The sequence below is a fragment of the Streptomyces sp. NPDC036764 genome (assembly GCF_055609385.1).
In genome coordinates, this window is record NZ_JBVJPT010000002.1 from 89,845 (window position 1) to 102,078 (window position 12,234).

The 12,234-nt window shown below is 70.3% G+C and carries 13 protein-coding genes; 5 read left to right on the forward strand and 8 right to left on the reverse strand.

The window, feature by feature from the left end:
* The first annotated feature begins 1 nt into the window (after position 1).
* Complete coding sequence (locus tag ACZ69Q_RS12005) at positions 2 to 607, forward strand: TetR/AcrR family transcriptional regulator (RefSeq protein ID WP_471040476.1); 606 nt, start codon at positions 2 to 4, stop codon at positions 605 to 607.
* A gap of 8 nt (positions 608 to 615) precedes the next feature.
* On the opposite strand, the gene ACZ69Q_RS12010 is transcribed toward ACZ69Q_RS12005, so the two are convergent.
* The 4 genes from ACZ69Q_RS12010 to ACZ69Q_RS12025 all read right to left on the reverse strand — a co-directional run bounded on the left by ACZ69Q_RS12010 (position 616) and on the right by ACZ69Q_RS12025 (position 4,562).
* Positions 616 to 1,980, reverse strand: a complete 1,365-nt coding sequence (locus ACZ69Q_RS12010; RefSeq protein WP_471040478.1) for a 2-oxo acid dehydrogenase subunit E2 — start codon at positions 1,978 to 1,980, stop codon at positions 616 to 618.
* On the reverse strand, positions 1,977 to 3,002 hold the full coding sequence (locus ACZ69Q_RS12015; RefSeq protein ID WP_471040480.1) for an alpha-ketoacid dehydrogenase subunit beta: 1,026 nt from the start codon (positions 3,000 to 3,002) through the stop codon (positions 1,977 to 1,979). The genes ACZ69Q_RS12010 and ACZ69Q_RS12015 overlap by 4 nt, the downstream gene beginning before the upstream one ends.
* 5 nt (positions 3,003 to 3,007) lie before the next feature.
* Complete coding sequence (locus tag ACZ69Q_RS12020) at positions 3,008 to 4,009, reverse strand: thiamine pyrophosphate-dependent dehydrogenase E1 component subunit alpha (RefSeq protein ID WP_471040483.1); 1,002 nt, start codon at positions 4,007 to 4,009, stop codon at positions 3,008 to 3,010.
* A 97-nt stretch (positions 4,010 to 4,106) separates the two neighbouring features.
* Positions 4,107 to 4,562: a VOC family protein gene (locus ACZ69Q_RS12025; RefSeq protein ID WP_471040486.1), complete on the reverse strand. Its 456-nt coding sequence runs from the start codon at positions 4,560 to 4,562 to the stop codon at positions 4,107 to 4,109.
* Between the two features lie 154 nt (positions 4,563 to 4,716).
* Between ACZ69Q_RS12025 and ACZ69Q_RS12030 the strand changes: the two genes are divergently transcribed.
* The 4 genes from ACZ69Q_RS12030 (at position 4,717) to ACZ69Q_RS12045 (ending at position 8,974) form a co-directional block, all read left to right on the forward strand.
* Positions 4,717 to 6,000: an aromatic ring-hydroxylating oxygenase subunit alpha gene (locus ACZ69Q_RS12030; protein WP_471040489.1), complete on the forward strand. Its 1,284-nt coding sequence runs from the start codon at positions 4,717 to 4,719 to the stop codon at positions 5,998 to 6,000.
* A gap of 29 nt (positions 6,001 to 6,029) precedes the next feature.
* A complete protein-coding gene (locus ACZ69Q_RS12035) occupies positions 6,030 to 6,821 on the forward strand; it encodes an SDR family NAD(P)-dependent oxidoreductase (RefSeq protein WP_471040492.1) in 792 nt (263 codons plus the stop codon).
* 31 nt (positions 6,822 to 6,852) lie between these two features.
* Positions 6,853 to 8,589, forward strand: a complete 1,737-nt coding sequence (locus ACZ69Q_RS12040; protein WP_471040494.1) for a PEP-utilizing enzyme — start codon at positions 6,853 to 6,855, stop codon at positions 8,587 to 8,589.
* 70 nt (positions 8,590 to 8,659) lie between these two features.
* Positions 8,660 to 8,974: a putative quinol monooxygenase gene (locus ACZ69Q_RS12045; RefSeq protein WP_471040496.1), complete on the forward strand. Its 315-nt coding sequence runs from the start codon at positions 8,660 to 8,662 to the stop codon at positions 8,972 to 8,974.
* Between the two features lie 53 nt (positions 8,975 to 9,027).
* Here the strand turns inward: ACZ69Q_RS12045 and ACZ69Q_RS12050 are convergent, their stop codons facing one another.
* From ACZ69Q_RS12050 to ACZ69Q_RS12065, 4 genes are read right to left on the reverse strand one after another with little or no spacing between them, the layout of a single operon-like run.
* Positions 9,028 to 10,059 (reverse strand): NADP-dependent oxidoreductase, encoded by a 1,032-nt coding sequence (locus tag ACZ69Q_RS12050; RefSeq protein ID WP_471040499.1) that lies wholly within the window; start codon positions 10,057 to 10,059, stop codon positions 9,028 to 9,030.
* 4 nt (positions 10,060 to 10,063) lie between these two features.
* A complete protein-coding gene (locus ACZ69Q_RS12055; RefSeq protein WP_190152981.1) occupies positions 10,064 to 10,279 on the reverse strand; it encodes a transposase in 216 nt (71 codons plus the stop codon).
* A gap of 9 nt (positions 10,280 to 10,288) precedes the next feature.
* Positions 10,289 to 10,588 carry a 2Fe-2S iron-sulfur cluster-binding protein gene (locus tag ACZ69Q_RS12060; protein WP_471040503.1) on the reverse strand — a complete coding sequence of 100 codons (300 nt, stop codon included), beginning with the start codon at positions 10,586 to 10,588 and terminating at the stop codon, positions 10,289 to 10,291.
* Between the two features lie 8 nt (positions 10,589 to 10,596).
* Complete coding sequence (locus ACZ69Q_RS12065) at positions 10,597 to 12,003, reverse strand: aromatic ring-hydroxylating oxygenase subunit alpha (RefSeq protein WP_471040506.1); 1,407 nt, start codon at positions 12,001 to 12,003, stop codon at positions 10,597 to 10,599.
* Between the last annotated feature and the right edge of the window lie 231 nt (positions 12,004 to 12,234).

Genomic DNA, 12,234 nt, shown 5'->3' on the forward strand with positions numbered 1-12,234 from the left:
CATGACGACATCCGGAACCCGCGCCGCTCATCGTCCGTCGCGCAAGCAGTGGGTGATCGACGCAGCCACGGAGCTGTTCGCCACCCAGCCGCCGGACGAGGTGACGGTGGCCGACATCGCCGCGCGTGCGGAGATGACCTCGGCAGCGGTGTACTACCACTTCTCCTCCAAGGACCAGGTCCTGGCGGAGGGGATGCGGGTGTTCGCCGCCGCACTGCGCGAGCAGTTGCAGGCACTCACTCAGGCCCACGAACCCGGCTCGGACATCGGCACGGCGATCACCTCGCTGCTGGCCTGGCTGGGCGAACACCGGTCCGCCGCCACCGTCTTCTTCGTGTCGTCGGCCGGCATGAGCCAGGATGCGGAGGCGCTACGCCAGGAGAGCCGTGCCGGACTGCTGGACGAACTGGTACGGCTGGTCCGCAAGGCCCACGGGCCGGTCTCCGACGCCGAGGCGGCGGTGATCGGCCTGGGCCTGCTGGCGCTGCTGGAGACCGCGGCGATCTCGCAGGTCCGGGGTGACGACGTCTACCGGTCTCTGGGGCACCGCTCCTTCGTCCGCGAGGTCGGCAACCTCGCGGAGCGGATCGCCGACCCGGCCACGTAGGCCTCGGATCACACCAGCAGGCGGAGGGGCTTGCTCAGCAACTCACCTACGGTGCGCAGATATTCGGCGGCGGGTGCCCCGTCGACGGCACGGTGGTCGAAGGTGAGGCTGAGGGTGAGCACCCGCGTGCGCAGTGGCCGGTCGTCCACCCACTCGACGCCGTCCCTGAGCCGGCCCACGCCGAGGATGGCGACGTTGCCGGGGTTGATCACGGGGGTGAAGAAGTCGACGCCGTATCCGCCGAGCGAGGTGACCGTGAAGGTGGCCCCTTCCAGCCGCGCGGGCGAGATCCGTCCTTCGCGTGCAGCCTGGGCCAGTGACCTCGACCGGCGGGCGACCTCGGGCAGTGGCAGCGCCACGGCGTCCTCGATCACGGGGACCATCAGGCCGCCCGGAACGGCCACCGCGAACCCCAGGTGGACCTCGTCGAGCAGATGGATGGCGTCCTCCCGCACCGTCGCGTTGAGCAGCGGGTGCTCGCGCAGGGCCAGGGCCGCGGCCTTCAGCAGGAAGTCGTTGATGCTGGGCACCGGCAGATCGCTGCCGGCCCACTCCTCCTTGAGCCGGTCCCGCAGGGACACCACGGCGTCCATCCGCACCTCGTAGCCGTGCGTCAGCTGCGCCATCTCCTGGAGGCTGGCGTGCATCCTGCGGGCGATGGTGCCGCGCATCCCGGTGAGCGGGATGACCTTGCTGGGACGAACGGGAGCGGCTTCGGGTACCGGAGTGACGCCATCCAGATCCGCCCTGCGGATCCGGCCGCCGGGCCCGGTGCCGTTCACCTCGGAGAGATCGATGCCCCGCTCCTTCGCCAGCTTGCGGACCAGCGGTGAGGCGGGGGTGGCGCCCGACGGTACGACGGTGACGAGGTCGCCGGGGAGGGCCGCAAGGAACTCCTCCACATCCTCGGAGACGATCCGTCCGCCGGGACCGGTGCCCCGTACGGCGGTGAGGTCGACGTGGGCAGCCGCGGCGACCCTCCGGGCGTTCGGTGAGGACAGAAGCCGGTCACCGATGCCCTTCTCACCCGTGCCGTTCACGGAGGGCGCCGCGCCGGCGTCGGGAGCGGGCGCAGTGGTCCCCGACCCGACCGGCGTGGGCGTGCCCGCCGGGTCCGGTGGCTGTTCGCCCTCGGCCAGCAGCCAGCCGATGAGGGCCCCGGCCGGGACGGTGGCCCCGGCCGCGACCACCGGGTGGAACAGTCCCCCGGCCTCCGCCTCGACGTCCACGTCGACCTTGTCGGTGGCCAGCCGCAGCAGGGCGTCGCCCTCCGCGACGGCGGCGCCGGTGGGCACGAGCCATTCGTCGATCGTGCCTTCCTGCATGGTCAGGCCGATCTTCGGCAGCAGAACCTCGACCGCCACGTCGGTCACGACCTTTCGAGGAGACGCCGGCAGCCCTGGGCGATCCGGGTGCGATCGGGGACGTACGCCTTCTCCAGGACCGGGGAGAAGGGAACGGGCGAAAAGGGGGCGCCGATGCGCAGCACCGGCGCGTCCAGGTGGTCGAAGGCTGCGTCCTGGATCTGGGCGGCGATCTCCGCGCCGAGCCCGCCGAAGGTGACGGCCTCGTGCACCACGAGCACCCGGTTGGTGCGACGGACGGAGGCGAACATCGTCTCGGTGTCCAAGGGCTGCACGGTGCGCGGGTCGATCACCTCGATCTCGACGCCCTCGGCCGCGAGTTCGTCGGCCGCCGCGAGGGCCTCCCCCACCATGCGGCCCAGGGCGATCACGGTGACATCGCTGCCCTGGCGCGCGATGTGCGCCTGACCCAGCGGGATGCCGTAGATCTCCTCGGGCACCTCGCTGGTGCTGCCGAGCAGGACCTTGTTGAGCATGACGACGACCGGGTTGTCGTCCCGGATGGCCGAGACGGTCAGGCCCTTGGCGGTGTACGCGTCGCACGGCATGACGACCTTGAGGCCGGGCACGTGGGCCAGCCAGGCCTCCAGGCTCTGGCTGTGCTGGGCCGCGGCGCCGAGGCCGGCTCCGGAGGCCGTGGTGATGGTGAGCGGCACGGACAGCGCGCCGCCGAACATGTACTTCATCTTCGCTGCCTGGTTGACGATCTGGTCGAGGCAGACGCCGATGAAGTCCATGAACATGAGGTCGACGACCGGGCGCAGGCCGCGGGCGGCGGCGCCCACGCCGAGGCCGACGAGGGCGGCTTCGGAGATCGGGGTGTCGATCATGCGGCGGGGGCCGAACTCGTCGAGCAGGTTGTCGAACATGCGGAAGACGCCGCCGTATCCGGCCACGTCCTCGCCGGCGACGAAGACGCTCTCGTCCTCGCGCATGGCCTGGGCGAGTCCCTCGTTGAAGGCCTTGACGTAGGTCAGTTTGCGGGCCGCGGCGTTCGGGGCGACGGCCGGTGCTTCGGTGGTGGTGGTCATGGCGGTCATCCCGAGTAGACGTTGAGCAGCAGGTCGGCGGGGTCGGGCAGCGGGCTGGTCTCGGCGTAGGCGATGGCCTCGGCGATCTCGTCGCGGGTGCGCTGCCATACGTCGTCCAGCTCCGCGCGGGTCGCGGCGCCGTCGGCGACGGCCCGGGTCTCCAGCAGGTCGATGGGGTCGCGGGCCTTCCACTCGGCGACCTCCTCGTCAGAGCGGTACGGGTGCCGCAGGCCCTTGACGCCCTGATGGTCGAAGTAGCGGTAGGTCTTGGCCTCGATCATCATCGGGCCCTCGCCGGCCCGGGCCCGTTCGACGGCGTCGGCGGCGGCGCGATGGACGGCGAGCGCGTCCATGCCGTCGACGATCACGCTGGGCATGCCGTAGGCGGCGGCCCGCTCGGCCACGTCGTTGATCAACATGTGCTTCGACTGTGGCGTGAATTCGGCGTAGCCGTTGTTCTCGCACACGAAGACAACGGGCAGGCCGAGGATCGCGGCCATGTTGGCGCCCTCGTGGAAGGCGCCGATGTTGGTGGCGCCGTCGCCGAAGAAGGTCACGGCGACGCTGTCCTCGCCCTTGTAGCGGGCGGCGAAGGCGGCACCCACGGCGATCGGGACGCCCGCCCCGACGATGCCGTTGGCACCGAGCATGCCGCGGGTGAGGTCGTTGATGTGCATGCTGCCGCCGCGGCCGAGGCAGGCGCCGGTGACGCGCCCGTACAGCTCGGCGTACATCTCGCGGAGGCCGACGCCCTTGGCCACGGCGTGCCCGTGGCCCCGGTGGGTGGAGGTGATCTGGTCGTCGTCGCGCAGGGCCGCCATCACGCCGGCGGCCACGGCTTCCTGGCCGACATACAGGTGCAGGAAGCCGGGCAGCTTGCCGGCCTCCATGAGTTTGCCCGCCTCGGTCTCGAACAGCCGGATGCGCACCATGCGCTCGTGCAGATCCCTGATGACCTGCGCGGATACCTGGTGTGCGGCCGCATCGGCCGACTTCTTCTGAGCCATCGTCCGCCCCTTCGCCCGAGGGAGGTGTGCCACGGAAGTGGACTTTCTAGTGTCGCTCTACAGTAACCAGCATCGCGCACCTTACTGAAGAGGTTCTCTAATTACTACGCCCCGGACCCGACTCCTCGCCGCGGTCGTCCACCAGCTCCACCGCATTGCCCTCCGGATCCGTCCAGAAGGTGATCCGCCGACCGTGCGCGCGGACGACGACCGGGTCCGACAGGGGCTTGGCGCCCGCAGCCCCCAGCGCGGCCACCACGGGGTCCACGTCGTCAACGCGGAAGGTGAGATACGACAGCCCCGCACGTCCGGCCAGCGGATGCGCCACGAGGGCCGGCACCGCGGGCGACGAGGGAAGAATCAGCTTGATGCACCCCCCGGAGGGCACCTGCAGCCAGACGACGTCCAGCTCGCCGCCCAGTCCGGCCGGGCCGCCGACGGCCACCGGTACGCGCGAGCGGCGCACGGGGCGACAACCGATCACGTCGCGGTAGAAGCGCTCCATCGACCCCAAGTCCCGCACCACCAGGCCCACCTCGAACGGTCGGACCATGACCATCGCACCCACCCCTACGGGAGACCGAGCCGCAACTTCGCCACTTTCTATTGACAGACCACACTAAGTCCTGTTGCAGTTTCGGACACAGCCCAGCTGTCGCATTCCGAAGCCGGTCTCGGCTCGCGGCTGGGAGGATTGTGAGGACATCGTGGTCCAGACCAGTTCGCCGGAGATCCGGGAGACAGACGCCGACCGCAACCCGCCCTCGGCCCCCGCATACTCCTCGTGGATCAGCCAGGACCGGTCCACCGACGCCGCATCCCTGACGATGCGGCGGGAGGCCGCCGAACTCGTCGAGCGCGTGATGGCGCACTACCGCGCCAACACGACGCACGAGGCGGACGGCCAGTGGACGGAACCCGTCGCCAACTACCTCGACGCCGACCGCTGGCAACGCGAGACGGACGCCGTCCACCGGAGCGTCCCGCTGCCGCTCGCCATGTCCTGCGAGCTGCCCGGTCCGAACACCTACAAGGCGATCGACGTGCTCGGCATCCCCGTGCTGATCACCCGGGACCGCCAGGGCGCCGTGCACGCGATGATCAACGCCTGCCGGCACCGGGGGGCCAAGCTCCTCGAGCCCGGCTGCGGGGTGTCGAGGCGGCTCACCTGCCCGTACCACTCGTGGTCGTACGACCTGGCCGGCGAACTGCGGGGTGTCTACGCCGAGAAGACCTTCGGTGACGTTCCACGTGAGGGGCGCAGCCTGGTCAGGCTTCCGGCCGGGGAGCGGGCGGGGATCGTCTTCGTCTCGCTGGACCCGGCGGCCGAGCCCGACCTGGACGCCTGGCTGGGCGATCTGCAGCCGCTCCTCGAGGGTATGCGGCTGGCGGAGTGCCACCACTACGCCACCAGCGAGCTGACCAGTCCCAACTGGAAGGTCACCCTCGACGGATATCTGGAGACGTACCACTTCGCCTCGCTGCACCCGAAGACGGTGTTCGAGACGAACCTCTCCAACATGATGGCCCACGACACCTGGGGCCCCCACCAGCGCATCGCACCGGCCCTGCGCCCCATCGCGCAGGCGGTCGAACTGCCCCCGGACCAGCGCGATCCCGGCGACTGTGTCGGGCCCATCTACTGGCTCTTCCCGGGTCTCGCGATCGCCGGCGGCTGGCGCCAGAAGATCGCCGTCTCCCTGGTGCTCCCCCGGACGGCCACCGAGTCGGTGACCCAGCAGATCATCCTGCTGCGGGAACCGGCGGTCACCGAGGAGGAGTGCCAGGCCGCCGACCAATTCGGCGAGTGGTTCCACGAGGTGGTCCGCGACGAGGACTACGCGACCACCTACGGAGTCCAGCAGGGTCTCAAGGCCCTCGACGGGACCGATTTCGTCTTCGGACGCAACGAGCCCGGACTCCAGCACTTGCACCGCACCATCCACCAACACCTGGAAGACGGCGCCCACGCGGCCAGAGCCACCAGGTGACGAACCAACAACACTCGCGGGAGAGCAGCATGGTGGCTACGGGCAGCCTCGACGGACGTGTCGCAGTGATCACGGGCAGCACGCGCAGCATCGGCCGCGCCATCGCCGAGGCCTTCGTGGCCGACGGCGCCACGGTCGTCATCAGCGGCCGATCCGAGATCAAGGGCAAGCAGGCTCTGGAGGAGATGGGCGCCGGGGACCGGGCCGTCTTCCACCCCTGCGACGCCAACAGCCAGGAGGACATCGAGGGGCTCGCCGACTTCGCCGCCGAACGCTTCGGCCGGCTCGACATCTGGGTCAACAACGTCGGCGGCAGCTCCGGCTTCGCCCCCATCCACCAGCTCAGCGACGAGGCGTGGCACGACGCCCTCAAGCTGAACGTCAACGGCTACTTCTACGGCACCCGCCGGGCGCTGCCGAAGATGCTGGAGCACGGCTGGGGCCGCGTCATCAACATCTCCTCCGTCGAGGGCAAGCAGGCCAACAAGCCGGGGATCAGCCACTACATCACCAACAAGCACGCGATCCACGGCCTGACCAAGGCGACCGCCTTCGAGTACGGCACCCAGGGCATCACCTGCAACGCCATCTGCCCCGGCGCCGTCGACACCGACCTGATGCGTGCCGCGGGGCCGGCCGCGGCCGAGGCCGAGGGCATCAGCTACGAGGAGTGGCTGAGCCGCTTTGCCGAGCACGCCGCCACCAAGAAGATCACCACGGTGGAGCAGATCGCGGCCGTCGCCTCGCTGCTCGCGAGCGAGGCCGGCACAGGAATCACCGGCGCACTGATCAGTGTCGACGGCGGAACGGCGCAGTGGTAGGCGCGGGTACGGACAGCGGGAGATTTCGGCCATGAAGAGCTGGATCACGGACTGGCAGCGCAGTGAGCGGCTGCCGCACTACACCCGCGCCAACGCGGGCGAGACCCTGCCGGAACCCGCCAGCCCGCTGGGCTGGACCCTGGTCTGGGGGCAGGGCCTGCAGGGCTGGCGTCGCGGCTTCGTCGGGTTCGGCATCTACCGCGAGGAGGAGGTGGCCGGCCCCCGACCGCCGTTCGTCGGCATGTTCGGCGGCCACTTCTACCTGAACCTGTCCCACATGCGGCTGTTCGGCATCCGTATGGGCCAGACGGCGGACCAGATCGACGCGGCCTTCGTCGGACAGCGCTCCGACACTCCGGTGTACCTGGCGCACCCGGACGACCAGGACGAGGAGCTGACCGCCAAGGCGGGCGGGACGCTTCAGCGGATGCTCGGCCAGAGCGGCTTCCCGGAGGCCGACGCAGACCGGCAGCGTCTGCGCGCATTGCGCCGCTCCCGGCCCGACCTGACGCGGCTGTCGGAGGCCGAACTGGTGGCGTACGCACGGTCGTTGCTGGACGAGGTGGAGACGACCTTCCAGCGGCACGTCGAGTCCTCGCTGCCCGCGTCCGTCGGACCGGCGATCCTCGGCCCGCTGTGCGCGAGCGTGGACCGCCCCGGCACCATGCTCGACCTGATCGGCGGTCTCGGCGACGTCGACTCCGCCTCCCCCTCGACCGGGCTGTGGACGCTGTCACGGCAGGTGGCGGCCTCGGCCGAGCTGAGCGCGCTGTTCGACCGGGGTCCGGCCGCCGTGGAGCAGGCTCTCGACGGGGCGACCGGCGACGTGAAGACGTTCCGCGACGCCTTCGAGGAGTTCCTGGCCGAGTCCGGCGACCGCGGCCCCAACGAGTGGGACATCCACGCGCTGTCCTGGGAGGCCGCGCCCGTCCAGGCGCTGGCCCTGGTCGACCGGATCCGCCACAGTCCCGACGACGACTCCCCCGCCGCCCGCCGGACACGGCTGACCGAACGGCGCGAGCGGACAGCACAGGAGATCCGGGCCGTGCTGCCCGAGGAGACACAGCCCATGTTCGACGCCGGCATGCACGCCGCCCAGGTGTGGATCCCGGCCCGCGAACGCACCAAGGCGAACTGCGTCACCGTCGTCAACGAGATCCGCATGGCCGTACGGGAGCTCGGTCGCCGCGGCGTCGAGGCGGGGCTCTTCGCCCGGCCCGAGGACGTGATGATGCTGCTGGACACCGAGCTCGACGACTATGTCGCCGCGCCGGAGTCCTTCGGCCCCGTCATCGCGCGGCGGCTCGAGGAGTACGCCGCCCTGCACGACCTGGAACCGCCGTTCTTCGTCGCGGAGGACGCGCAGACCGACATCGGCACCTGGCCGCGGCGCGCAGAGGAGCGGACGCAGGCGGCCGTCGAGGGTGATGTCCTCGGCGGTGTCGGCGGCAGCCACGGCACCTACACGGGCCGGGTCCGGGTGGTCACCGACCCGGCCTCGTGCGAGGCGCTGGAGCCCGGGGAGGTGCTGGTCGCGCCGATCACGGACGCGGCCTGGACCCCGCTGTTCCTGGTCGCCGGAGCGGCCGTGGTGGACGTGGGCGCGCTCAACAGCCACGCCGTGGTGGTCTGCCGCGAACTGGGCATCCCGGCCGTCATCTCCGTGGAGGGCGGGACGCAGCGCCTGCGGGACGGAATGGTGATCACGGTCGACGGTGACCAGGGCACCGTCACCGTGGACAGCGTCCCGGCGCCGCTCGGCATCTGAAGCACCGCGGGCCCGTCGCTCCCCTGCACCGGGGCGACGGGCCCGCGGGCACGACCGCGAAAGGAATCCCGTGGCCGAGGAAATCATCGTCGCCGGCTGGATGGACTACGAGCCCGCCGACCGCGACGCCATGCTGAGAGCCCTCGTCGAGCTGGGCCGGCATACCCGCGAGCAGGAACCCGGCTGTCTGGACTACGCCATGAGCGCCGATCCCGCCGACGAGCGGCGTATCCGGGTGTACGAGCACTGGACCTCCCGGCAGGCCCTCGACGAGCACTTCTCCACCGCGCACATCAAGGACTTCCGGGCGGCCGTGGCGGGGCTGACCCGAGTCGGGGTCTCCCTGACGGCCCACACCGTCGCCGCGTCACACCCCATGCGCTGAAACGGCGCCCCCGGGCGGGGGCGCCGTTTCAGTCCGCCGAAAAGGGTGTCGTTTCAGCCGGAATCGCCCAGGCTGACCAGCATCTTGCCGACGTTTCCGCCGCCGAGCAGGGACAGCAGCGCCCCCGGGGCGTTCTCCAGCCCGTCCACCACCGTCTCGCGCGCGGTGATCCGGCCCTCGGCGAGCCAGCCCGCGACCCGCTGCTCGAACTCCGGCCGCAGGTCGTCGTGGTCGCGGACGATGAAACCGCACAGCGTCAGCCGCTTGAGGACCGCCTGGATCAAATGGTTGATGTCCACGGTCCGTCGGGCGCCGCCGAACTGCGACATCATGCCGCACAGGGCGACCCGGCCACCGGTCCGCAGCGCGTGCAGGGCGGCGGCGAGCTGCTCTCCGCCGACGTTGTCGAAGTACACGTCGATGCCGTCGGGTGCCATCCGGGCCAGGGCGTCGCGCACCGGCTCGGCACGGTAGTCCGCGGCGGCGTCGTAGCCGAACTCCTTGACCAGCAGGGCGCACTTGTCCGGTCCGCCGGCGGTGCCGACGACTCGGTCCGCGCCCAGCAGGCGCGCGAACTGGCCGGCGGCGGTGCCGACGGCCCCGGCCGCCGCCGACACGAAGACGGTGTCGCCGGGGCGCAGCGCCGCGACCCGGGTCAGGCCCACGTACGCGGTGAATCCGGTCTGGCCGAGCAGCCCCAACCAGGTGGGCAGCGGGGCGAGTTGCGGGTCGATGCGATCCGCTCCGTCGGTGTCCGCCCCGTCCAGCACGGCCCGCTCCCGCCAGCCGAGTTGGTGGCGGACGTAGGCACCGGGCGGCACGCCGGGACAGCGGCTCTCCTCCACGACACCCAGGGCCCGGCCGTCGAGCGGTGATCCGGGGGTGAAGTTGTGCGTGTAGTGCTTCTCGGTGCTCTCCAGCCGCCCGCGCATGGACGGGTCGACGCTCATGTAGAGGTTGCGGACGAGGAGTTGGCCCTCACCGAGGGGCGGCAGGGGGCGTTCCTCGACGGTGAAGTCACCGGGGGCCGGCTCCTTTTCGGGGCGGCGTACCAGACAGACCACCCGGGTGGTGCGCGGGGACACGGCGTCACCCCTCCGGCCGAGGCGGGGTGCGCCGCTGTGCGAGACGGCCGACCCAGCCGGCCATCTGAAGGTCGGCGTGGCGCAGTTCGCCCGACTGCCACCGGGCCTGGAAGTCGAAGACGCCCTGTGCCCCGGTCCTGGGGTCGGTCACCTCGACGAGTCCGTCCTCGGTGAGCCGGTACACATGCCCGGTCAGCGGGTGGATCACTTGCTTGGACATGGGGCCTCACTACTGCACTCGGCGGCGCACGCCGCGCTTGGTCACGGTCACCGGGCCCTCGACCCGGAGCTGGCAGGCGAGCCGGGTCAGGCCGTCCACCGGCCTGCGCAGGGCTTCGATGCCCTCGCGCTCCAACGGGCCCACGGGGGAACAGTTCTCGGCGCCGTCCTCCACCTGGACGAAGCAGGTACGGCAGGTGCCCTTGCCGCCGCAGACGGTGGGCCAGCGGTAGCCGAGCCGCTGGGCGGCGGTGAACAGGTCCTCGCCGTCGAGGACTTCGAGCTCGACGCCCAGGGGTCTGACCGCCACGCGGTGGGTCACTTCTCCATCCACTGGTCGAGCGTCCGGTTGAAGTGGCGGATGCGGCTCTCCTGGTAGTTGGCCAGGGTGATGCCCGGCTTGCGCATCGCCTTGAGGCCCTGCTGGACGTAGGGGAGGTTTTCGCAGTCCTGGTCGAAGACGGGGCCGAGCACGCCGAGTTCGGGGATGTCGGCGAAGAGCATGTCCTCCGGCACCCAGCGGATCTTCACCGGGGGCGGCATCTCGCCGGGCTGCTTCGGGGACGACATGAAGATGATCTCCGCGGTGCAGGAGTCCGGGTCGAGGCCGTTGGGCCGGAACCGGTAGATGATGTTGGACTTGGCGCCGCCCCAGGGGTTGAAGTTGGGGAACAGCAAGTAGTTGATGGCGTCCAGCAGTTCGGTGTCGGCAGTCTGCGAGAAGTCCTGGTGCGAGGTGGCCGCCAGTTGCGCGCGCATCCGCTCGGCGAGGATCTGGCGGGCGGTGCCGCCCGGCGGGATCGCCGGCAGTTCGTCGCCCTCCTGCATCACCAGGTCACGGCCCTGGGCCGCGGCGTAGAACGCGCGCGAGTCGTAGAACGTCTCGAGTACGTCCTCCTCCGTGACGGACTCCGCCACGTGCGGGCTGGGCGCGCCCTGGATGTTGATCATCCGGTTCCAGTTCGGCTGGTCCGCCATGACGTCGTACTGGGAGTTGGCGTCGGCGAGCCACGGCAGCATCTGCGGGTGGGTGGCGATCACGTGGAAGGACTCGATGAAGGCGTCCTGCGCGATCTTCCAGTTGCAGGGAAGCACCTTGGCGATGTGCAGCGACTTGTAGCGGTTCTCCAGTGGCCAGATGTAGTAGTCGTCGAAGGTGCCGCGGTAGGAGTCGAAGGACTCCGCGTACGGGTCCATGTTGATGAATACGAAGCCGCGCCAGGTGGCCACCCGGGCCTCGGGGAGGGCGAACTTCTCCGGGGTGACGTGCGGGAAGTCCCAGGCACAGGGCGGGGTCTGCATCGTGCCGTCGAGGTTCCACGCGAAGCCGTGGAACGAGCAGCGGAACTCGCTTACGTTGCCGCCGCCGGTGCGCAGTTTGCGTCCGCGGTGCAGGCAGACGTTGACGAAGGCGCGGATCTCGTCGGGGGCCGTGCGCACGACGATGAGCGAGTCGTCGCCGATCTCGTAGACCTCGTGGTCGCCGACCTCGGGAATCTCGCTCTCCAGGCAGGCGAACTGCCAGACGCGGCGCCACACCTGCCGCATCTCGCGTTCGGCCCATTCGCGGGAGGTGAAGCGGGCGGTGTCGATGTCCTCGCTGCCCAGGTGGTCGTTCCGCTCGTACCTCAGGGCGGGGGGAACAGGGCGGCTGTCCTGGTCGAGGTAGTCCTGGACGCTGGGCCCGGGGCACCGCGCCGTGCCCAGCTCCGATGTTTCGTCCATCATCTCTCCTCCGGCAGAAACTTTAGAGTGAGTGTAGTTACCGGTTGCGGTCGGGAGCAACACTCGCGACGGTGAACGAGCCCGCATCTGCCGAGGTCATCGCGGAATCAGCTTGAGATCCTGGATTTTCTTGCGGCGACCCTCTCCCCAAGCACGCCGGGGCATGTCACACTCCGACCCACTTGAGGCTGTAGTGCCTCATAAGTTTCTCCGTTCGGAACGGTCTTGCCC